Origin of the sequence: Halosimplex halobium (assembly GCF_051414055.1) — an archaeon.
GTDB classification, from domain to species: domain Archaea; phylum Halobacteriota; class Halobacteria; order Halobacteriales; family Haloarculaceae; genus Halosimplex; species Halosimplex halobium.
Genome location: NZ_JBLKNX010000010.1, coordinates 52551 through 73325 on the forward strand (window position 1 = coordinate 52551; position 20775 = coordinate 73325).

22 protein-coding genes are annotated in these 20775 nt (G+C 70.9%); 12 read left to right on the plus strand and 10 right to left on the minus strand.

Annotation, left to right across the window (positions count from 1 at the left end; genetic code table 11):
• The first annotated feature begins 34 nt into the window (after positions 1 to 34).
• On the plus strand, positions 35 to 853 hold the full coding sequence (locus tag ACMGFG_RS11590; protein WP_436930488.1) for an ABC transporter permease subunit: 819 nt from the start codon (positions 35 to 37) through the stop codon (positions 851 to 853).
• Between the two features lie 49 nt (positions 854 to 902).
• Here the strand turns inward: ACMGFG_RS11590 and ACMGFG_RS11595 are convergent, their stop codons facing one another.
• The gene (locus tag ACMGFG_RS11595) at positions 903 to 2603 is read right to left on the minus strand and encodes an acyl-CoA mutase large subunit family protein (RefSeq protein ID WP_436930489.1); all 1701 of its coding nucleotides are present in this window, start codon (positions 2601 to 2603) and stop codon (positions 903 to 905) included.
• 109 nt (positions 2604 to 2712) lie between these two features.
• Between ACMGFG_RS11595 and ACMGFG_RS11600 the strand changes: the two genes are divergently transcribed.
• Positions 2713 to 3072, plus strand: a complete 360-nt coding sequence (locus ACMGFG_RS11600) for a hypothetical protein (protein ID WP_436930490.1) — start codon at positions 2713 to 2715, stop codon at positions 3070 to 3072.
• A gap of 87 nt (positions 3073 to 3159) precedes the next feature.
• Complete coding sequence (locus ACMGFG_RS11605) at positions 3160 to 4050, plus strand: EamA family transporter (RefSeq protein ID WP_436930491.1); 891 nt, start codon at positions 3160 to 3162, stop codon at positions 4048 to 4050.
• Between the two features lie 90 nt (positions 4051 to 4140).
• Here ACMGFG_RS11605 and ACMGFG_RS11610 read toward each other — a convergent pair whose 3' ends face one another.
• A complete protein-coding gene (locus ACMGFG_RS11610; RefSeq protein WP_167837358.1) occupies positions 4141 to 4308 on the minus strand; it encodes a DUF7331 family protein in 168 nt (55 codons plus the stop codon).
• A 179-nt stretch (positions 4309 to 4487) separates the two neighbouring features.
• Between ACMGFG_RS11610 and ACMGFG_RS11615 the strand changes: the two genes are divergently transcribed.
• Positions 4488 to 5411 carry a phosphotriesterase family protein gene (locus ACMGFG_RS11615; protein ID WP_436930492.1) on the plus strand — a complete coding sequence of 308 codons (924 nt, stop codon included), beginning with the start codon at positions 4488 to 4490 and terminating at the stop codon, positions 5409 to 5411.
• A 57-nt stretch (positions 5412 to 5468) separates the two neighbouring features.
• On the opposite strand, the gene ACMGFG_RS11620 is transcribed toward ACMGFG_RS11615, so the two are convergent.
• The gene (locus ACMGFG_RS11620; protein ID WP_436930493.1) at positions 5469 to 5717 is read right to left on the minus strand and encodes a DUF5789 family protein; all 249 of its coding nucleotides are present in this window, start codon (positions 5715 to 5717) and stop codon (positions 5469 to 5471) included.
• A 147-nt stretch (positions 5718 to 5864) separates the two neighbouring features.
• Here ACMGFG_RS11620 and thiD point away from each other — a divergent pair, with 147 nt between their 5' ends.
• Positions 5865 to 7220, plus strand: coding sequence for a bifunctional hydroxymethylpyrimidine kinase/phosphomethylpyrimidine kinase (gene thiD / locus ACMGFG_RS11625; RefSeq protein ID WP_436930494.1), 1356 nt, complete (start codon positions 5865 to 5867; stop codon positions 7218 to 7220).
• A gap of 28 nt (positions 7221 to 7248) precedes the next feature.
• Here the strand turns inward: thiD and ACMGFG_RS11630 are convergent, their stop codons facing one another.
• From ACMGFG_RS11630 to ACMGFG_RS11645, 4 genes are all read right to left on the minus strand, one after another.
• On the minus strand, positions 7249 to 9444 hold the full coding sequence (locus ACMGFG_RS11630; RefSeq protein WP_436930495.1) for a hypothetical protein: 2196 nt from the start codon (positions 9442 to 9444) through the stop codon (positions 7249 to 7251).
• A 122-nt stretch (positions 9445 to 9566) separates the two neighbouring features.
• Complete coding sequence (locus tag ACMGFG_RS11635) at positions 9567 to 10289, minus strand: sugar phosphate isomerase/epimerase family protein (RefSeq protein WP_436930496.1); 723 nt, start codon at positions 10287 to 10289, stop codon at positions 9567 to 9569.
• Between the two features lie 140 nt (positions 10290 to 10429).
• On the minus strand, positions 10430 to 11530 hold the full coding sequence (locus ACMGFG_RS11640; protein ID WP_436930497.1) for a glycosyltransferase family protein: 1101 nt from the start codon (positions 11528 to 11530) through the stop codon (positions 10430 to 10432).
• A gap of 80 nt (positions 11531 to 11610) precedes the next feature.
• Complete coding sequence (locus ACMGFG_RS11645; RefSeq protein WP_436930498.1) at positions 11611 to 12786, minus strand: MFS transporter; 1176 nt, start codon at positions 12784 to 12786, stop codon at positions 11611 to 11613.
• Positions 12787 to 12951: 165 nt separating this feature from the next.
• Between ACMGFG_RS11645 and ACMGFG_RS11650 the strand changes: the two genes are divergently transcribed.
• Positions 12952 to 13122 (plus strand): HVO_0758 family zinc finger protein, encoded by a 171-nt coding sequence (locus ACMGFG_RS11650; RefSeq protein ID WP_436930499.1) that lies wholly within the window; start codon positions 12952 to 12954, stop codon positions 13120 to 13122.
• Between the two features lie 39 nt (positions 13123 to 13161).
• Here ACMGFG_RS11650 and ACMGFG_RS11655 read toward each other — a convergent pair whose 3' ends face one another.
• Positions 13162 to 14253 carry an aldo/keto reductase gene (locus tag ACMGFG_RS11655; RefSeq protein WP_436930500.1) on the minus strand — a complete coding sequence of 364 codons (1092 nt, stop codon included), beginning with the start codon at positions 14251 to 14253 and terminating at the stop codon, positions 13162 to 13164.
• Positions 14254 to 14348: 95 nt separating this feature from the next.
• Between ACMGFG_RS11655 and ACMGFG_RS11660 the strand changes: the two genes are divergently transcribed.
• Positions 14349 to 15683, plus strand: a complete 1335-nt coding sequence (locus ACMGFG_RS11660) for a DUF6298 domain-containing protein (RefSeq protein WP_436930501.1) — start codon at positions 14349 to 14351, stop codon at positions 15681 to 15683.
• Positions 15684 to 15714: 31 nt separating this feature from the next.
• On the opposite strand, the gene ACMGFG_RS11665 is transcribed toward ACMGFG_RS11660, so the two are convergent.
• A complete protein-coding gene (locus ACMGFG_RS11665; RefSeq protein WP_436930502.1) occupies positions 15715 to 15996 on the minus strand; it encodes a PadR family transcriptional regulator in 282 nt (93 codons plus the stop codon).
• Between the two features lie 125 nt (positions 15997 to 16121).
• Here ACMGFG_RS11665 and ACMGFG_RS11670 point away from each other — a divergent pair, with 125 nt between their 5' ends.
• From ACMGFG_RS11670 to ACMGFG_RS11680, 3 genes are all read left to right on the plus strand, one after another.
• Positions 16122 to 16397, plus strand: coding sequence for a DUF7111 family protein (locus ACMGFG_RS11670; protein WP_436930503.1), 276 nt, complete (start codon positions 16122 to 16124; stop codon positions 16395 to 16397).
• A 121-nt stretch (positions 16398 to 16518) separates the two neighbouring features.
• Positions 16519 to 17685 (plus strand): thiolase domain-containing protein, encoded by a 1167-nt coding sequence (locus ACMGFG_RS11675; protein ID WP_436930504.1) that lies wholly within the window; start codon positions 16519 to 16521, stop codon positions 17683 to 17685.
• Between the two features lie 55 nt (positions 17686 to 17740).
• Entirely contained in the window at positions 17741 to 18127 is a 387-nt protein-coding gene (locus ACMGFG_RS11680) for a Zn-ribbon domain-containing OB-fold protein (protein WP_436930505.1), read from the plus strand.
• Positions 18128 to 18157: 30 nt separating this feature from the next.
• Here ACMGFG_RS11680 and ACMGFG_RS11685 read toward each other — a convergent pair whose 3' ends face one another.
• Positions 18158 to 18964 carry an HpcH/HpaI aldolase family protein gene (locus tag ACMGFG_RS11685; RefSeq protein WP_436930506.1) on the minus strand — a complete coding sequence of 269 codons (807 nt, stop codon included), beginning with the start codon at positions 18962 to 18964 and terminating at the stop codon, positions 18158 to 18160.
• A 555-nt stretch (positions 18965 to 19519) separates the two neighbouring features.
• Here ACMGFG_RS11685 and ACMGFG_RS11690 point away from each other — a divergent pair.
• Together ACMGFG_RS11690 and ACMGFG_RS11695 are read left to right on the plus strand one after the other, a co-directional pair.
• The gene (locus ACMGFG_RS11690) at positions 19520 to 20086 is read left to right on the plus strand and encodes a thioredoxin family protein (RefSeq protein ID WP_436930507.1); all 567 of its coding nucleotides are present in this window, start codon (positions 19520 to 19522) and stop codon (positions 20084 to 20086) included.
• 47 nt (positions 20087 to 20133) lie between these two features.
• The gene (locus tag ACMGFG_RS11695) at positions 20134 to 20766 is read left to right on the plus strand and encodes a hypothetical protein (protein WP_436930508.1); all 633 of its coding nucleotides are present in this window, start codon (positions 20134 to 20136) and stop codon (positions 20764 to 20766) included.
• Positions 20767 to 20775: the final 9 nt, after the last annotated feature.

The following is a 20775-nucleotide window of genomic DNA, read 5'->3' on the forward strand; positions in this document are numbered from 1 at the left end:
GCTGGCGGACGGTCATGCGCGACGACCTGCTGGGGTGCGACGGTCGCGGCTGGGCCAGGGCGTCGCCGCGACGATGTTCGTGTTCACCGCCGGCATCGCCGTCCTCGTCGCGCTCGCGCACTTCTCCACGCCGGGCGGCGACCCGCCGCCGTTCGACACGATCATGTTACTCATTGGGAGTCTCCTCTCGGTGATCCTCCCGTTCATCGCGATGCTCGGCAGCTACGGCGCGATCATCGGGGAACGCGAGAGCGGCTCGGTCCGCTTTCTTCTCGGCCTCCCGAACTCCCGGTTCGACGCCTACGCGGGGAAGTATCTCAGCCGCTCCGCCCTGCTGGTCGCGGCGACCGCGGTCGGCCTGCTGGTCGTCGCCGCCGTCGGCTTCGGGGTCCTCGGCGAGCCCGACGCCGTCGCATTCCTCCTCTTTACCGTCGCGACCGTCGCGTTCGGCCTGCTGTTCGTCGGGTTCGGCCTCGCGCTCTCGGCGACGCTGGACTCCGAGACGCAGGTCACGACCGGTATCATCAGCACCTACGTCCTCTTTCGCGGGCTGTGGCCCGTCTTCCAGTGGGGCGGCCTCTACCTCACCCGTCCCGACGGCGAGCTGGGCGTCCGACCGTACCCCGAGTGGTACTTCTACCTCGGGCGACTCGACCCGCTGAACGCCTACGTGAAGGTCGTGAACGTGCTGTTCAACGACGACCGGTTCCACCCGCTGATCACCAACCCCCAGGCGGCCGAACTCGACTACCTCGCCGTCTCGACGCCCTACGCCGTCGCGGCACTGACCGTCTGGCTGGTCGTCGTCCCCGTCGTCGGCTACCTCCTGTTCGTCGACAAGGACGTGCTGTAGGACCCGCTCGCCGGGCTCCCTCCACCCGGCCGCCACCCCGAAACCCCGCTCAGGCGACGGTGGCCGACTCCTGGTAGCTCCCGTAGTGAGCCTCGAACAGCGACATGATCTCGCCCATCGTCGCGTAGGCCTTCACGGCGTCGACGACGTACGGCATCACGTTCTCGCCGGCCTCGATCGCGTCGTCGAGCGCGGCCAGCGCGTCCTCGACGGCTTCGTCGTCGCGCTCGTCCTTCACGTCCGCCAGCCGCTCGCGCTGTTTCGCCTGGACCTCCTCGTCGACCTTCAGGATCTCGGGTTCGGTGTCCTCCTCGACGGTGTAGGCGTTGACGCCGACGACGACCTCCTCGCCGTCCTCGACGCGCTCCTGGTACTCGTAGGCCGCGTCCTGGATCTCCCGGTGGAAGTACCCCTCGTCGATGCCCCGCAGGACGCCCTCGCGCATCGACCCGTCGCCCATCTCCCGGATCTCCTCGATGTACGCCATCGCCTTCTCCTCGACCTCGTCGGTCAGCGCCTCGACGGCGAAACTCCCGCCGAGCGGGTCGACGATGTCGGCGGCGCCGGACTCCTCGGCGATGATCTGCTGGGTGCGCAAGGCGACCCGCACGGCGTCCTCGCTGGGCAGCGCCAGCGCCTCGTCGAAGCTGTTGGTGTGGAGGCTCTGGGTGCCGCCCAGCACGCCCGCCAGCGCCTGGATGGTCACGCGGACGACGTTGTTGAGCGGCTGCTGGGCGGTCAGCGACTGCCCCGCCGTCTGGGTGTGGAACTTCATCGCCCTGCTGGCGTCGTCCTCGGCGCCGTACCACTCCTCGACCAGTCGCGCCCAGATCCGCCGGCCGGCGCGGAACTTCGCGACCTCCTCGAAGATGGCGTTGTGCGAGTTGAAAAAGAAGGAGAGCTGGGGGGCGAACTCGTCGACAGCCAGCCCACGCTCCTCGCAGGCCTCGACGTAGGCCAGCCCGTCGGCGAGCGTGAAGGCGAGTTCCTGGATCGCCGTCGAGCCGGCCTCGCGGATGTGGTAGCCCGAGATGGAGATCGGCTTGAACTTCGGCGTCTCGGAGACGGCGAACTCGACGGTGTCGACGACGATGTCCAGGGAGGGCCGGGGCGGGACGACCCACTCTTTCTGGGCGATGAACTCCTTGAGCATGTCGTTCTGGAGGGTGCCGCGGATCTCCTCGCGGGGCACCCCCTGCTGGTCGGCGATGGCGACGTACATCGCGTAGATGACCGGCGCGCTCGGGTTGATGGTGAAGGAGGTGGAGACCTCGCCCACGTCGATGCCGTCGAAGATGATCTCCATGTCCCGCAGCGTGTCGACGGCGACGCCCTCCCGACCCACTTCGCCGTCGCTCATCGGGTCGTCCGAATCGAGCCCCATCAGCGACGGCATGTCGAAGGCCGTCGAGAGGCCGGTCTGGCCCTCCTCGATGAGGTAGTGGAACCGCTCGTTGGTCTCGCTTGGCGTCCCGAAGCCGGCGAACTGCCGCATCGTCCACGTCCGCCCGCGGTACATCGTCGGGTAGACACCCCGTGTGTACGGCGGTTCGCCGGGGAACCCGAGGTCCGCCTCGTAGTCCAGGTCGGCCACGTCCTCGGGGGTGTAGAGCCGGTCGACCTCGTGGTTCGACACCGTCGCGAACCGGTCGGAGCGCTCGCCGTAGCCGTCGAGGACGGGCCCGAGCGTCTCGTCCTCCCACTCCTCGCGGGCCTCGCGGATCTCGGCGAGGTCCTCGTCGTCGAACATGCCCGCAAATATTGCCGGAGCGCGCATAAGGGTTCGGGCGCTGGCGCGCGCGAACTCGCGCCCGCTCCCGAAGCCCACCTTTTTCAGTTCGGGGATCGTGTCCTCGCGCATGGGACTCGTTACGGGCCTGATCACGTTCGTCGTCGGCGTACTGGTCGGCGGGTTCGGCATCTACGTGGGCGCCGAACTGGTCGGCGGCGGGAGCAGCTACGAGAAGGCGGTCACGACCGCGATCGTCGGCGCGCTCGTCTGGGCGCTCGTGGGGACCTTCTTCGGCTGGATCCCGCTTTTGGGCCCGGTGCTGACGTTCGTCGCCTATCTCGCCGTCCTGAACGTGATGTACGACGGCGGCTGGGTCGAGGCCGCGGCCATCGCGGTGGTCGCCTGGCTGACGCTCGTCGTCGTGTTCACGGTGCTCGGCCCCCTCGGCCTCGGGGTCTTTTCCGGGGTCGGTGTCCCCGGCGTGTAGGGCCGGCACCGAACCCAGATTTTCGTCTGGCTATCACGACCGGGAACGGACGGGAACGCTCTTGGGCCCCGAGGCGAATCCCCGACCGTGTTCGGGCTCGAACCGGGACTGGGCTACGCGGTCGCGGCGTCGCTGATCCTCGGCGTCTACCTGTTCTGCATCAAGCGGTACTTCAGCGACTACCCATCGACGGTGTACGTCACGGTCACCTTCGCCATGTCGCTGCTGTGGTACCTGCCGATCGCCGCGGTCGCGAGCGACGGCGGGCTCCTCCCGGCGGGTTTCGGCGCCCCGGGCGTCGGGATGTTCGCCCTCACCGTCGGCGGGTCGATACTGGCCTTCCTGGCTTCGTTCCGTGCGATCGCGGTCGGCGACGTGTCCTACGTCGCGCCGATCAGCAAGATCGTCGCCGTGTTCGTCCTCCCGATCGAACTCGTGTTCCTGAACGAGCAGCTGTCGGCGGTCCAGATCGCGGGCGTCCTCGTCGCGACGGCGGCGGTGTACGTCGCCAACTACGAGCCGGGGAAGCTGCTGGACCCGTTCGTCCGCGCGGTCCACTCCCGGCCCGCCCAGCTGGCGCTGGCCAGCGCCGCGATATTCGGCGTCGTCGACGTGGGCAAGCGCGTGCTGACCCAGGAGCTGCGGGTGCCGCCGGAGACGTTCAACCTCGTGCTGTTCGCGGCGGTGCCGCTGACGCTCGCGCCGCTGGCGGCCCGGCGCTGGCCCGACCGGACGGGCGGCGTCCGCTCGGACCTGCACCTGTTCGCCGGCGTCGGGCTGCTGCTGGCGGTCGCCGAACACTTCGTGATGCTGGCGTTCTCGACGCTGTCGGCGAGCCTCGCGTCGCCCGTCGTCAACACCCAGGCCGTCGTCGCGGTGCTGCTCGGCGGGGTCGTCCTCGGCGAGGAGAACTTCCGCGTCCGGCTGGTCGCCGCGGCGTTCGCTATCGCCGGCGTGACGATGATAACGGTCGGCTGATACGGATTATTGGGAGCGGTTCCCGGGTCGACCGCACGACTGGGTGCGGTCGATCCCGGAATGACTTGCAATAATCCGTATGAGAAGGGATTACTCGGCCGGTCCGGACGCGCGCACGTCCTCGAAGTCGATGGCGTAGCTGGTCTGGATCCAGGCGTTGGCGTTCTCCCGGTCGTAGAGCACCAGGTCGCCGTCGATGGTCTCGAAGCTCCCGCACTGTTCCGCCGCGCGCTCGGGTGGCCGCTGCGTCTCGGACATCGCTCGCTTCGATACCAGTCGTTGAGGGAGTTAAACCTTGCCGTGGGTGTGGTACGCATCCTCAATATAGTATAAGGGAGCCTAGTCACGGGCGAGTCGCCACGACCGGACCCCGAGGGGTCGTGGCCGGATTCGCCGATGGGCGAGGGGTTACGGCCCTCGCGGTCCTGTCGGGGTGCATGGAACTGTACACGACGCAGGGGCCGCTAGCTCGGGAGGACCTCGGGCTGATACTCCCGCACGAGCACGTCTTCGTCGACCTCGGGCCGATGGCGGCGGAGAACTGGCGCGACGCCGACCCCGCCGACGTGGTCGACGTGATGGCGCCGGAGATCGAACGGGCGCGCGAGTCGGGCGTCACGGCGCTCGTCGAGGCCACGCCGGAGGGCGTCGGCCGCCGCGTCGACGTCGATCTGGCGGTCTCCGAGGCCACGGACTTCCCGATCGTGGTCCCGACCGGGATCTACCAGGAGCCGTCGATCCCCGAGTGGGCGCGCGAGGCGAGCGAGGACGAGCTGACGGAGTGGCTCGTCGAAGACCTCACCGAGGGGGTCGACGACACGGGCGTCCGCGCGGCGTGGATCAAGGTCAGCACCGACGACGACGACCCGACCGGCCTCTCGGCCGACGAGGAGACGATCCTGCGGGCCGCGGCCCGCGCGGGCGAGCGAACCGGTGCGGCCATCGGCAGCCACACACTTCACGGCGACGTGGTCCACCGGCAGCTCGACGTGGTCGAGGAAGCCGGCTACTCGCCCGAGCGGTTCATCTGGATCCACGCGCAGGCCGACGACGAGCGCTACCACCGGGAAGTCGCCGAGCGCGGCGCCTACGTCGAGTTCGACTGGATCGGCGGCGACGACCAGGCCGACGGCGACTACGTCGACCGGATCCGTCGGCTGGTCGAGGCGGGTCACACCGACCGGATCCTCCTGAGTCAGGACCGGGGCTGGTACGACCCCTCAGAGCCCGACGGCGGCGAGCAGAGACCGTATACCTATCTCACGGAGACGTTCCTCCCGACGCTCCGCGAGGCGGGCGTGGAGGAGGCGACGGTCCGGCGGATCACCCGCGACAACCCCTTCGAGGCGTACGCGCGCTGACCGCGCTCGGCGGGGACGCGATCGCGGTCGGGGCGAGACAGAGCGCGCCGGGCACGCTCAGTCGCCCTCGCCCTCGGACTGGTAGGGTTCGCCGACGGCCTCGCGGGGGAGGTCGTTCTGGACCGCGGTGTAGGCGTCGTCGGCCGACTCGAAACGGTCCGCGCTCGCGTGGGCCAGCAACCCTCCCAGGTCGCGTTCGCCCTCGGCGAGTTGGATCGCGACGCCCTCGCAGGCGGTCGCGAGTTCGTCGCTGGCGACGGGGTAGTCGAACTGTTCGAGGTACTCCTGTAGTTCGGCCAGTTCCATGTCCGGACCTTCGGGCGGCGGCCGTTAGTGTGTAGTTGCCAGGCGCCTGCGGGGAGGGTGTGCCGCGCCTCTGCGCCTCGCGGGTCCGCGGTCCGGCGGGCGTCGGCTCTCGTCAGCCATTTGGTGTCGGCAGGGCAACACCCGGACATGACACGACAGGAAGCGTCGGTCTCGCCGCCGGTCGTCCTCGCCATCGCGGGCAGCGACTCCGGCGGCGGCGCCGGCATCCAGGCCGACCTGAAGACGATCGAGGCCGGCGGCGCCTTCGGGACGACGGCGATAACGAGCGTCACCGCCCAGAACACGACCGGGGTCGAGAGCACGCACGTCCTCCCGACCGGGGAGATCGACGCCCAGTGTGACGCCGTGCTCTCGGATTTCGACGTGGCGGCGGTCAAGACGGGGATGCTCGCCACCGCCGACGTGGTCGAACTCGTCACCGACCGCGTCCGTGAAACCGCGGCGCCGGCGGTCGTCGACCCGGTGATGGTCGCCGCCTCCGGCGACCGCCTGCTCGCCAGCGAGGCCGAGTCGGCCTACGAGGACCTGGTCGCCGAGGCGACGCTTGTCACGCCCAACGCCGACGAGGCGGCCGTCCTGACCGGGATCGACCCCGACAGCGAGGCCGAGGCCCGCGAGGCGGGCGAGCGGCTGGTCGAGATGGGCGCCGACGCCGCGCTCGTGAAAGGCGGCCACATCGACGGCGCGTCCGACGACGTGGTCGACGTGCTCGTCACCGGCGACGACGTGGAGACGTTCCGGCACCCGCGGGTCGACACCGACGCGACCCACGGCTCGGGCTGCACGCTCTCCTCGGCCGTCGCCACCCGGCTGGCCCACGGCGACGACATCGAGACGGCGGTCGCGTCGGGCATCGACCTGCTCGCGCGGGCGGTCCGCTACAACCTCGACGTGGGCGAGGGGCCGGGCGCGGTCCACCACGCGGTCGAGCTGCGCGACCGGGCGGCCCGCGACGACACCGCCGAGGCCGTCGAGGGCGTCGTCCGCGCGTTCGTCGACCGGAACGTCGGCCCGCTGGTCCCGGAGGTCGGGACGAACGTCGCCGGCGCGACCCCCTACGCGGAGCGGCCCGACGAGACTGCCGCCGTCGAGGGTCGCATCACCCGGACGCGCTCGGGCGCCGAGCCCACTCGGGGAGTGCGCTTCGGCGCGTCGACCCACGTGGCGCGGCTCCTGCTCGCGGCCCGCGAGCACGACCCCGACCTGCGGTTCGCGGCGAACCTCCGCTACGACGACGCGGTCGCCGCTGCGCTGGCCGACCTCGACGGCCCGGTCGCGGAGTTCGACCCGGCCGACGACCGCGCCGACTCGGTCGAGTGGGGGGTCGGGACGGCCTTCGACGCGGTCGACGGGACGCCCGTCGCCGTCGTCGACCGCGGCAGCTACGGGTCGGAACCGATCGCCTTCGTCCTCGCGCGGGCGCCCGACGCGCTCGTCGACCGGACGCTGGCGACCCTCGAGGCCGTCGAAGCCGAAGACTGACGACACCGCTCGGTCCCCGGCCGTCCCGTCACTCGCGCCGCCGGGCGAGCAGCGCGAGCGCACCGGCGAGCCCTGCGAGCGCGGCGACCGGACCGAAGCCGGGACCGAAGCCGGAACTGCCACCGTCGCCGGACTCGCCGTCCTCCCCGTCTCCGCTGTCGCCGCTCTCGCCACCGCCCACGTCGCCGACGGTCACGACCAGCGAGTCGGCCTCACCGAGGGTGAACTCGTACTCGCCGCGGTCGAGGCGCGCGACGCCGGTCACGGTCCGGTTCTCGCCGGCCCCGAGCGCGAGCTGTCGGTCGATGATCGGGCCGTCCGGGCCCCGGAGGGTGACGTTCCCACGGGCCGGCACGCCGTGGGTGTTGGAGAGGGTCGCGGTGAACGCGACGGTGCCCGGGCCGGACAGGGCCGTCCGGTTGGCCGAGAGGGCGGTCACGGTCGCCCGCGGCGGCTCGTACACCTCGACGGTCACGCTGTCGCCGCCGACGGCGACGGTGTACTCGCCCGCCTCGTCGAACGTCCGGTCGAACCGGTGGGTCACCCGCTCGCCGGGCGCGACGGTGCCGCTCTCGGTCGCGGCGACCGACCCGTCGACGACGAACCGCGCCTCGTACTCGCCGGCGGCGCCGCCCGCGTTCGTGACCGCGCCGGTCGCCGTCAGCGTCTCGCCGGTGTAGAGCGTCAGGTCCGGCCCCGGGAGGGTCGCGTTGCGGTAGGGACCGCTCACGGCCAGCGCGTCCGGGTCGGTGGCGAGACCGACCTCGACGAGCGCGGGCGTGGACGCGAACGCCTCGGCGTGTGCCTCGGCCGACCAGAGGTCCGGCGTGCGTTCGGTGCTCCCGTAGGTGACCGCCGCCCGGCGGACCTCGGGGCCGGCGACCGACCCGACCGACCCGAAGACGACCCGCGCGTCGACCGGGCCCGAGTGGGCGTTCATCGCCGAGAAGACCGACTGGAGCGACCGCGTCCCGTCGGTCGCCAGCCGGATCCGGCGGTCGGTGTCCCCGGCGACGAGCGCGCCCTTCAGGTAGTTGGCGGCGTTGACCCACGACCTCGGCTCGGTCAGGACCGCGTCGGACTGCGGGCGGGCCGTCCCGCGCCGCAGCGTCTCGCGGAACGCGGCGTAGTCGACGTGGCCCTGCTCCAGCGCCAGCAGGGCGGCGTAGTAGGTGGCGAACGCCTCGTCGGTCCACCGCGCCGACGGCGCCGCCTCGTACCCCTGGCGGGTGTGGACGTACTCGTGGAGCCAGGTGTTCTCGGCGGTCGCCAGCGGCTCGGCGTCGCGCACCCACATGTCGCTGTCGCCGTACTGCAGCCCGCGCACGCCCCAGCCGACGCTCGTCGTCGGCGCGGCGAAGGCGGTCACGACCGGGTCGCGGTCGCCGACCCGCATCCGGTCGCCGGCCGCCGCGAGCGAGTCGAAGATCGCCCCGGGCGACTCCGTCAGCTCCGCCCGCTCGGGGACGACCAGCTCGAACCGCTGGCCGTGGGCCCGCCGCTCGCGCGTCTCGACGGCGCCGAGGTAGGCCAGCCACTCGCCGACGTAGCCCTCGCCCGCGACCCGCGGCTCGCGCGTGATCCCGACCGGCGCCGCGCCGCTCCACGACCAGCTCGTCGGCACCGACGGCCGGCGGACGAGCGCCCACTCGCCGGTGTCGACGAAGAGATATCGGCCCCGCGCGCCCTCCGGCCCCGCGAGTTCGACCGTCTCGTTGACCGCCATCGCGAACGTGACCGACGGGGCCGACGTGTTGCCGTCCCACTCGTAGACGGTCCCGTTCCCCCGCGAGAAGCCGGTCGTGCCCGTGACGGTCACGCCCTCGGGGAGTTGCGGCTTCAGCGACGCCACCCGGTCGGGTACCCGGTAGCGCTGGACGACGGTGATCTGGCCGCGCTCACCCGGCGTCAGCCGCAGTTCCTGCGTGGCCGTGATGTTGGTCGGCGCCCGGTCGAACACGTCGTCGGTCCCCGCGGCCGAGGCCGACCCGCCCGACGCCGCGACCGACTTCGAGACCCGCTCGGGGGGCTCGCCGAGTTCAGCGGCCACGGCGGTGTCGGCTACGAACGTCCCTGATTCGGACGCTGAGGCGTTCCCGGTCGAGCGGGTGTCACCGCTCCCGGCCGACGTGGGGGCCGCGACGCCGCCCCCGGTGACAGCGCTCGTGAGAAGCAACACCGCGACCGCCGCGGCGACGACTCGACGCCCGCCAGCCCGTGCCATACACGGCCTTTGGAAACGCCCGACTTAATGGTTCCCGCCGCGGGCGGACGCCGACCGGGCACCGCGGGCAACGCTGACCGGCCGCCACCCCCGGCGCCGTCGGCGGTCGTCGGGTCGCCGCGCTACAGCCCGGCGAGGAAGTCGGCGCCGGCGTCGATGGAGGCCGCGGGGTCGACGGGCTGGTCGTGTTCGTAGACGAGCCACTCGGCGTCGGCCGCGCGGGCGGCGTCCGCGCAGGCCTGCATGTCCACGTCGCCGTCGCCGATCTCGCAGAACTCCCCGTCGTCCATGTCCTTCATGTGGACGATCTCGATACTGTCGGCGTAGCGTTCGAGGATCTCGACGGGGTCGTGGCCCGCCGTCTCGATCCAGCCCACGTCGGGCTCCAGCAGGGCGTCGGTGTGGTCGGCGAACAGTTCGAAGCCGGTGGTGTCGCCCAGGTCGGTGAACTCGTGGTCGTGGTTGTGGTAGTGCAGGTCGAAGCCGTGCTCCAGCATGTCGGCCGCGACGGCGTCGACGCGGTCGGTCGTCTCCAGCGTCGCCTCGCGCGTCTCGAAGTGCTCGGGGCCGAGCCACGGGACGACGGCGCCGTCGGCACCGACGGTCTCGTGGAACGCGACCACCTCGCCGGGGTCCGATTCCAGCTCGTCCACGTCGACGTGGGCCGCCGTCACGTCGAGGTCGTTGTCGTCGAGGTGGTCGGCGAGCTCGTCCGCCGAGAGCCCGCCGAACTCGCCGGAGAACTGCACCCCGTCGTAGCCGGCCGCCGCGCAACGTTCGAGGATCTCCGCCATCGGCAGGTCCAGGTCGCGAACCGAGTAGAGGTTGATCGCGGTGCGTACCATGGCGGCCCGTCGGCCCCGCGGGCTTTCAGTCCACGGGTCGGGGCGCGACTCTCCGGATAGGGGGGGATCGGTCCCACACCGCCCCACGACGCGCACCGGGTTCGCCGTGTCGGGCCGGACCGCCGGTGAGTCCGGGAGCCTCAGCGGCCGGTCGCGTCGTCGAGCGCGTCGCGGGAGGCCCGGCAGACCGCGTCCGGGTCGAGGTCCGTCTCGGCCCAGGCGGGGAGGCGGTCGGCGGCCGCGGGCGGGCGGACCGACTCGGCGTAGGCGTCGACCTGCCGGCGCTCGTCGGCGGGGTCGTAGTCGAGCCCGTTGAACGCGGCGTCGGCGGCGTACTGGTCGACCAGGCGGCGGGCGGCCGTCCGGTAGCGCTCGCGGAGGTCGTCGTAGTCGACGGCGACCCCGCCGTCGTCGAGCGCCGAGAAGAGGGCGGCGGCGACCTCGTCGGCCATGTCCGAGAGGCCGCCGCGACCGCTGACGGCGCGGTGGTCGTGTTCGTGGATGCCCAGGTCGACCTGCGCGGTGCCCTCGAAGCCGGCCGTCCGGAAGGCGTCCCCGAGCGTGGCGACCTCCAGGCCCCACCCGCGGGGCGGGCGGAGTTGCCGGACGAGGTCGCTCGTGGCGGCGAACTCGCCGGCCAGCGCGTAGCGGAAGGCGCCGAGATAGTCGACCAGCGGGTCGTCGGTCGTCTCGGCCAGCGCGGCGACGACCGGTTCGTAGAACAGGCGACAGAGCCGGCCGTAGAGGCGGCCGTTCTCGACGCGGGCGTAGTAGCCCTTGACGAACTCGTAGTCGCGGGCGAGCGGGAAGAGCAGTCGGGGGACGTGCTCGGGGCCGTAGGTGGTCGCGTCGGCGTCGTGGACCGCCACGAGGTCGCTCCGGGCGGCGGCGACGCCGAGCGCGAGCCACACGTCCCGGCCCTTGCCCGCCTCGCCGTTGAGCCCGTGCTCGCCGAGCAACTCGCGGACGACGGGGGCGTTGCACCACAGTACGTCGGCGTCGACATCGAGCGAGGCGACCCACTCGCGGACCGCCTCGACTTTCCCCTCGTCGGCCCGCAGTGCGACGACGACGGACTCGGGGTCCACCTCGCCGAGCGTCGAGAGGGCGCGCTCGGCGGCGAGGCTGGCGTGGTCGCGGTCGGTCAGCGGCACCACGACCGTCGCGCGGTCGACCGGCGCCCCGGGGGCCGCGCCGTCGAAGTCGTGCAGCGTCGCCACCCGCTCCTGGACGTACTCCATCGACGCCGGCTAGCGACTCGACCCCCATATAGTCCGCCATTCCGGCGAGTACGGACCGACCGCCGGGCGGGTGCGGCGCCTCACGAGCGCGCGCTCTGGGGGAGCCGTCCCATCGCGTGGGCGACGACGAGCGCGGCGAGGACGACGACGAGGCCGCCGGCGAAGGTGCGGAAGATGAGGTCGAACGGCACTTCGGCGTCCCGGAGGAAGCCGACGGCGTAGGAGCCGCCGGCCTGGACGAACATCATCGTCCCCGAGTAGGCGGCGTAGGCGCTCGCGCGGTGGCGGTCGGGCAGCGACCCCAGCAGGTAGGTGTCCATCGCCGGGAACAGGCTGTGGGTCACGTACCCGAGGACGAGGCTGACCGCGACCACGGCGACGAGCCCGGAGACGGTCGTCAGCGCGAGGACGGTGACGACGAAGCCGCCGAGCAGCGCGAGGATGTACCGGACGATGTCGAGGCGGTCGGCGAGCCGACCCGACAGCGCCATCGCCGGGACGCCGGCGCCGAAGACCACGGAGAGGACCGTCCGCGCGGTCGACTCCGACAGCGACTTCGTGTCGGCGAGGTAGGTGGGGTAGAAGTTGAACACGCCCTGCCAGACGAAGCCGGTGGCGCCGAGCATGACGACGCCGGCGAGGACCAGCCGCCACTGCTCGCGGACCGCCCGGAGGAGGTGGCGGTCCTCGGTGCCCGCGTCGGGCAGGTCCGTCCGCCAGGCCGCGACGGTGAACAGGACCGTCGCGACGGCGGTGATCCCGGCCATGATCCGGAAGGTCAGCGGCCACTCGCCCCGCGCGAGGACGGCGGTGACGAACAGCGGCGCGCCGACGGCGGCCAGTTGCGCCGCCGTCCCGTGGACGCCCAGCGCCGACCCGACGCGGGCGGGGAACAGCTCGCTGACCAGCGGGTTCGCGGCGATGAAGTAGGCGCCGCCGGCCGCCCCCATCAGCAGGGCGGCGGCCTGGAGCGCGCGGATGCCCGGCGCGACCGACGCCAGCGCGGTCGCGGCGGTGAGCATCGCGCCGGTCGCGAAGACGACGTAGTGCCGGGGAACCCGCGTGAGCAGGTAGCCCGTCGGGATCCGCGGGACGGCGCTGCCGACCCAGACGAGCGACGCGAGCAGGCCGACCGCGGCGGCGTCGACGGTCAGCGCCGCTCGGAGCGGGTCCAGCAGCGGCGCGAAGACGACCCGCCCGAGGTTGACGACGAACACCATCGCACACAGCGACCCGAACAGCTGGCGGCGCGTCACACCTCGGGGTTCGTCCGCGGCCCTTCAAGGGTTGCGAACTCGGCGGAGCAGTCCGCGACACGGGCGGTCGGCCGTCCGCAGTCGGGCGGTCCCTCGACCGCGTCCGACCGTGGTGTGTCGGATCTATGCATGGGGTTTTTCAGAGTCGGTGTCGTACCCCCGCGCATGAAATCGGTCCGGAAGGGGCTGCGTTCGGGCGAGATCGAGAAAGACGTCTACGAGCGCCTGGCCTGCAGCGAGTGCGAGGAGGAGCTCGCGACGGAGAACGACCCCGACGAGGTCGGCACGGTCCGGGTCTGCCCGGAGTGTGGCGAGCAGTGGAAGCAGGTCGGGTGACCGCCCGCCAGGTGACGCCGGGGGACGCCTTCGCGCTACTTACTCGAAGACGGCGTCGAACGAATCCGCGCCCAGCGGCGGGTGGGTCCCCGCCGCGACGTTCTCCGCGACGTGGTCGGGCGAGCCCATCCCCACCAGCGAACACGTCACGCCGGGCGCGCTCCGGGCGAAGTTGATCGCCTTCTGGGCGCTGGTCTCGCCCTCGACCCGCTCGGCCACGTCCTCGGGCAGCCCCGCCCGCGCGAGTTTCCCCTGGGCCAGCGACGCGCTCGTGAAGACGTTCAGCCCCGCGTCGTGGGCGAACCACAGCGTCGACTGGGCGCCCTCCGACCCCTCCTGGGCCTCGACGGTGAACGCGTCGGCCATCACGACGTTGAAGGGTAGCTGGACCGCCCGGAAGTGCGTCGCCGCGTTGTTCGCCCGCTTGGCCGCCTCGCGGGCCCGCGAGACCACCTCCGCCAGCGAGAGGTAGCTGTCGTCCTCGGCGGAGACGCGGAACGCCTCCCACGTCGCGACCCCGTACTGGCGGATGTCGCCCTCGGCGGCCCGCTCCTCCAGCCGCGTGAACGTGTCCTCTAACTGGTCGTAGACCTCGTCGGGCGAGCGGTCGGCCAGTTGGGTCTCGGGGTTGTGGACGTAGTAGAGGTCGACGGTATCGAGGTCGAGGTTGTCGAGCGAGCGGTCGAGCTGGTCGTCGACGAATTCCGGTGCGATGCAGTGCTGGCCGGCCACGAGGTCGTCGGCGTCGACGATCCCGGTGTCGACGTACTCCTCGCGGATCCACCCGCCGGGGTTCTCGGGCCGCTCGCCGTCGAAGGGGACGAACCCGCCCTTCGTCGCGACGAGGACCGCCTCGCGGTCCACGTCCGCGTCGGCGACCGCCTCGCCGACGACCCGCTCGCTGCGCTGGTTGCGGTAGTTGATCGCCGTGTCGACGACGTTGATCCCCGACTGGAGCGCCTCGACGATCGCCTCGCGGTAGGCGTCGTCGGCCTCGTCGGTCGGGTCGCCGAGGTAGGTGCCGACGCCGACGCTGGAGACGACCCCCTCGCCGAACCGCCGGAAGTAGGTGCGGGCGAACTCGTCGCCGAACTCGTCGCGGTAGGCCCACGTGGCGTCCCTGGTGACCATACAGGGAGTCGGGTCGCCGCGGATAAAAGCGTGCTATCTCGGAGAGGCTGTGCACCAGCGGGTGATTTATGCCGAGTTCCCGCGACGTTCGGCGCATGACCGACCGCGTCAGGCCGAGCCCCGAGAACCCCTGGTACTGGTCGGACGGCGACGGACCGACGCTGCTCCTCGGCGGGACGGACAGGGACAACCTCTTCCAGTGGACCGGCGCGCGACTGGAGGCCCACCTCGACGACCTCGTCGACGCGGGCGGGAACTTCGTCCGCAACACCATGTCGGACCGCAAGGACGGAGACGTATCGCCGTTCGCACGGAACGACGACGGCACGTACGACCTCGAACGGTGGAACGACGAGTACTGGGACCGGCTCGATGCGTTCCTCGCCGCAACCGCCGAGCGCGATATCGTCGTCGAGCTGACGCTGTGGGACCAACACGACATGGTCGGCTCCCGGTGGGAGGACCACGCCTGGAACCCGGTCAACAACGACACGCTCCCCGAGGGTTCGCTCCCCGCGACGGGCGGCGACCACTGGCAGGACCGGATCGCCTTCTTCCGCACCGTCGAGGAGGGAAACGACCCCGTGCTCACCCACCAGGAGCGGTTCGTCGATCGGATACTCGACCACGCGCTCGACTACGGCAACGTCATCTACAACGTCACCAACGAGGGATGGGCGGGGATCGAGTGGGAACTGCACTGGGCCGAACACGTGCTGGACCGGGCCGCCGAGCGCGGCGTCCACGTCGAAGTCGCCAATATGAACATGACGCCGGAGGACTCGGTCGAAAAGGTCGTCGAGCACCCTGGCGCGTTCTCGTACGTCGAGCTGTCCCAGCACAACCAGCTCTCCGCGGGGGCGACCGGGCAGGACCACTGGGATAACCTCCAGACGTGGCGGGGGGACATCGAGGACGCCGTCGGGCCGCGGCCGTTCAACAACGTGAAGATCTACGGCGGCTTCGACGGTGGGAAAGACGCCGCCGGGGACGCCGACCATGCGGTCCGATGGTTCTGGCGGAACGTCCTCGGCGGGTGTGCCGCCTGTCGGTTCCACCGGCGGGTCGCCGAGGGCGACGAGGGCTGGGGGATCGGCGGAAGCGAACGAGCGCTGACGCAGGTCCGTTCGGTCCGGGCGATCGAGGAAGTCGTCGACCTCCCCACCCTGGCGCCGCGACAGGACCTTCTGGGGGACGCTGCCCCCGACGAAGCCTACTGCGCGGCCGACCCGTGCGACGCCTACGTCGTCTACTTCCCCGACGGGGGGAACGCGACACTCGACCTCGACGCGGGGTCGTACCGACGCCGGACCCTCGACGCTGAATCGGCCTCATGGGCTGACGAGGAGACGGTCGACGCGACCGAGACCCTCTCGCTCGACCCGCCGGAGCAGCCAAACCAGATCGTCGTACTGACCCCGGAATCGTAGTCGCCGAGGAGGGAGACGCTCGAAGGCCGGACTACTCCCCCTCGACGTGCTCGGCCATCCACGCGAACTGCTCGTCGACCATCCGCCGTCCGGCGTCGGTCAGCGCGTACTCGTCGTGGATGCCCGACTCCCGGAGTTCGAGGTGACCGTTGTCGACGAGCGTGTCCAGCGCGCCGTAGAACGACTTCGGGTCGATCCGCTCGTCGTAGTGGGATTCGAGCCGCGACTTGAGCGCCTGGCCGTTGAGCGGTCCCTCGCCGGCGAGGATGACGCACAGATCTCGGCGGCGCCCGCTCCCGAGCCACTTGGTCATGGCCCGAGTGTCGCACCGGCGCCGTTCGACTCTTGCGGTTCGGGGCCGTACGAGATGATCCGGAGGGCGCGGACCCTGCGACCGCGATCGAAGCCTACGACTATCACCGGCCCTCAACTCCGCCAATGAGCGACGCGACCGCGACGAACGAGGGGATCACGGCCCGCTACGAGGAGACCGACACCGAGCGCCTGCTGACCTTCGAGCGCAACGGGGCGACCGCCGCCGTCGCCCAGAACACCGAGGGGTACGCCATGCTGAAGGTCCGGCCGACCGCCGACGGCGACGAGCTGGAGCGGTACTACGGGTTCGACATGGCGCTGGACCACGCCGCCGAACTGCTCGGCGTCGCCCCGGGCGACCTGCCGGTGCCCGAGGCCGCCGAGGACATGGGGATGTAGGACGGGCGCGGTCCCGGGGTCGCCGGCCGCTCGCGGAGACCGCCGGACCACGACGTGATCGTGCGTCCGGTTTACACGTGAACGCGCGTCTTTTACCGCCTGGAGTCCCTACGGGTAGTCGATGAGCCACCCACGCGTCACCGGCGTCGGGTTGACCGACTTCGGGGAGCACTCCGAGCGGACGGGCCGGGACCTGTTCGCGGAGGCCGGACTGGCGGCGCTCGACGACTCGGGGGTCGACCCCGGCGACGTCGAGGCGCTGTTCTACGGCAACTTCATGGGCGAACTCGCCGAACACCAGGGCCACCAGGCCCCGCTGATGGCCGAGGCCGTCGGCCTCGACGTGCCGGCGACACGCTACGAGGCCGCCTGCGCCTCCAGCGGCGCGGCCGTCCGCGAGGCCGTCAGGCACCTCCGTAGCGGCGAGGCGGACGTGATCCTCGTCGGCGGCGCCGAGCGCATGACGAACATCGGTACCGCGGGCGCGACGGACGCCCTCTCGATCGCCGCCGACGACCTCTACGAGATCCGCGCCGGGATGACCTTCCCCGGCGCCTACGCGCTGATGGCCCGGGCGTACTTCCGGGAGTTCGGCGGCACCCGCGAGGACCTCGCGCACGTCGCCGTGAAGAACCACGACCACGCCCTTCCGAACGAGCACGCCCAACTCCGCACGGAGATCAGCGTCGAGGACGCACTGGAGGCGCCGATGGTCGCCGACCCGCTAGGGCTGTACGACGCCTGCCCGATCACCGACGGCGCCAGCGCCGCCGTCCTGACCAGCGCCGAGTACGCCGAGGAACACGACCTCGACGCCTCCGTCGCGATAACGGGGACCGGCCAGGGCGGCGACAACCTCGCGCTGCACGACCGGGGGAACCTCGCGCGCTCGCCCGCGGCCAACAAAGCCGCCGACGAGGCCTACGAGGACGCCGGCCTCGGCCCGGCGGACGTGGACATCGCCGAGGTCCACGACTGTTTCACCATCGCCGAGGTGCTCGCCATCGAGTCGCTGGGCCTCTACGAACCCGGCGAGGGCATCGCCGCCGCCCGCGAGGGCGAGACTCACGCGACCGGCGAGACGCCCGTCAACCTCTCGGGCGGCCTGAAGGCCAAGGGCCACCCCGTCGGCGCGACCGGCGTCGCGCAGGTCGTCTCGCTGGCGAGGGTGCTGGAGGGCGAGTCCGCGTGGAGCGACGACGTGGGCGACGCCCGCGTCGGCGTCGCGCACAACGCGGGCGGCACCGTCGCGAGCGCGACCGTCCACGTGCTGGAGGTGGTCGCATGAACTCGCGGTTTGAGTTCCTGCGATTACGCCAGAGCTTCGCTCTGGAGGTGGTAGAATGAGCGACAAAGCCAGGGACGGGGCGTTCGACGACTGGCTCGACGCGGTCGCGGACGGCGAGGGCTACTACGTCGAGTGCGGGAACGGCCACGGCTGGCTCCCGCCGCGGCGGGTCTGTCCCGACTGCGGGAGCCGCGAGCTCTCGGAGACGCCGCTGCCCGACGCCGGCGAGGTGGCGACCTTTACTGAAGTGTCGGTTGCGACGCCGCAGTTCAGCGCCGACACCCCCTACGTCACCGCCATCGTCGACTACGGGCCCGTCCGCGTGACCGGCCTGCTCCGCGGCGTCGACCCCGACGAGGTCGAGGTTGGGATGCCCGTCGGGATCGAAGTGGGCGAACGGGAGACCACCGACGACCGCGCGGTCGTCTTCCGCCCGCGGTAGCTGCCCGTTTGCGTATTTCCGGCCGGTGACCTACTCGGAGTCCGCCGAACGCGGCCCGTCGAACCCGCCGAGCCACCCGTCGACCGCCGACTTCACGGCGCCGGTCGTGCTCCCGACGTGGAGGATCTGGTAGCCCTCGTCCGCCTTCTCGTTCACGTCGTCCATCCCGAAGCCGAGCCCGCCCAGCGCCACGCCCGACTCGACGGCGGTCGAGCGGATCCGCTCGATGCCCTCCTCGACCGCCGGGTGGTCGAGCTCGCCGGGGTGGCCCAGCGAGACGGACAGGTCGAGCGGGCCGGCGAAGACGAAGTCCAGTTCCGGGACGGCGACGATGTCGTCGATGGCCTCGACGGCCTCGCTGTTCTCGACCGTCACGCCGAAGAAGACCTCCTCGTCCTCGGTGGCGACGTAGTCGTCTGCCAGCCCCCAGCGCCGCGCCCGGGGGTTGGCCATCCCGCGGTCGCCCGGCTCGCCGTCGTACTCGAACCGGGCCGCCCGCGCGGCGCGCTCGACCTCCTCGACGCCGCTGACCCGCGAGAGGAAGACGTTCCGGACCCCCGCGTCCAGGACCTTCCGGACCAGTGCGGGCTCGGTCGTCGGCACCCGCGCGAGGACCTCCGTCCCGGTTCCCTCGGCGGCCCGCAGCAGGTCCTCCATCGCGCTCGCGTCCCACGGGCTCGGCCCGCCGTGTTCGAAGTCGAGCCAGACGAAGTCGACGCCGAGTTCGCCGTAGAACTCGACGAGCGTCGGGCTGTACGTGTTGTCGAGGACGCCCAGCGCGACCTCGCCGGCCTCGACCCGCTCTCTGACTGCGTTCCCGCGGTGGTCGTCAACCATAGGTCCGAGTCGGCCGGCGCGGCCGTAAGCGTGGTGCCGGCGACGGCCACGAGGGAGTCGGTGGGCGCTGACGGCCCGGAGTTTCCCGATCGTATTCGATACAGGTGACGGCTGTTACGGTGAGCGGTTTCGGTGTGTTCGGCGCGCGCTGGAGCGCGCTTTCATGCGCGCGACCGTAGCCGCGCGAGGGATGAGACGCGCAGGAGCCTGCGACGAGCATCGAATCGGCTGGGGAGGTTTGTGGCCGTCTGCGGTGCTGTGCGGGGCGGTGCTGTCCTGGCGGACTGAAAGGGCGAGGCGCGCTCGCGCTCGTGTAGTCACCTGAGCGGGCCACTATCCGAAGCGGCCCTTGGGCCGCGAGGATATCCCGCTCAGCGACCGCGAGCGCGCCGAAGGCTTTCATCGCGTGTCGTCCCCTGCGGTCGAGTCGACTGCTAGCGAGCGCGCCGAGGGCTTTCGTCGCCTGCTGTCGAGTGCTGTTGTCCTCGTTTTCACGGAGAGTCGATTTCCCCCACCCAAAGCCACTTTCTCCGGGCGTCCGTACCCATACCTGTCATGGTCGCACTCGACTCCGAGGAGGACGCGTTAGACCGCGGCGACGCCGCACCGGACTTCGAACTGCCCGGCGTCGACGGGGAGACCCACACACTCGACGACTTCGCCGACAGCGACGCCCTGCTGGTGGTGTTCACGTGCAACCACTGCCCGTACGCCCAGGCGAAGTTCGACGAGCTGAACGCCCTGGCCGACGAGTACGACGACGCCGCAGTCGTCGGGATCAACCCCAACGACGCCGAGGAGTACCCCGAGGACTCCTTCGAGAAGATGGTCGAGTACGTCGAGAGCGGGAAAGTGGACTACGACGCCTACCTGCGCGACGAGAGCCAGGAAGTCGCGGCGGAGTACGGCGCGACCTGCACGCCGGACCCGTTCCTGTTCGCCCGCGAGGACGGCGAGTTCCGCCTGGCGTACCACGGCCGGCTGGACGACGCCCTGAACCCCGACGACGAGCCCACCGAGCGGGAGATGAAGCAGCTCATCGACCGCGTGCTCGCCGGCGAGGCGATCGACGACGAGTTCAGGCCCAGTCGGGGCTGCTCCATCAAGTGGCGCGAGGAGTGACGAGAAGCCAGTGGTTTGAGTAACTAGTCGGGTGTGGGGCGGTCTATATGTCCAAAGAGATAGAGGCCGTAGACGAGCGGGTCCAAGAGGATTCAACCGGAGAAGACCGATGTGAAGCGGACGAAGCGAGCACGGAGCTCGCCAAATTTCCGGAGCTCAAGACGGAAGAGTCGGCCGAAGATACCCTTACGGAGTTCAATCGAAGCCTCGAACTCGGACTCGCAGCAGTCTTTGCCGTTGGTTTGGTGGATGCGGTCGTCGGTCTCGGGTCGGCAACCGTGTTCGATATCGCGGTTCCGGCAATGATATTCCTCACAGCCGAGACGGTGCAACTAATTCTCCGCCTGGCAGGACGTGACACGGGTCTCTCTGACTATGCGTCACGCATTCCCCGGTTCGTCAGCCGATACACTGGAAAGTCCGTCTCCCTCTTTGTTGCTGTACTTGCGTCGCTCTCCACAGACCCGACGACTGCTTCGGTGGCGATGATTGGGACTGGGACCGCGACGGTCACGTTCGGTTGGCTCGGGTTCGAAAGCTTTGTCGACGAACTTGACGCCGCAGAGACGCCATCCGAGTACATAGGTGTCGCAGCCACCGATCTGAATCGAGCGGCCATATTCTTCGCAGGCATCTCGTTGATCCTCTTCGGATTCCTGGGATTGTATCTGGTACTGTGAACTCGCCAG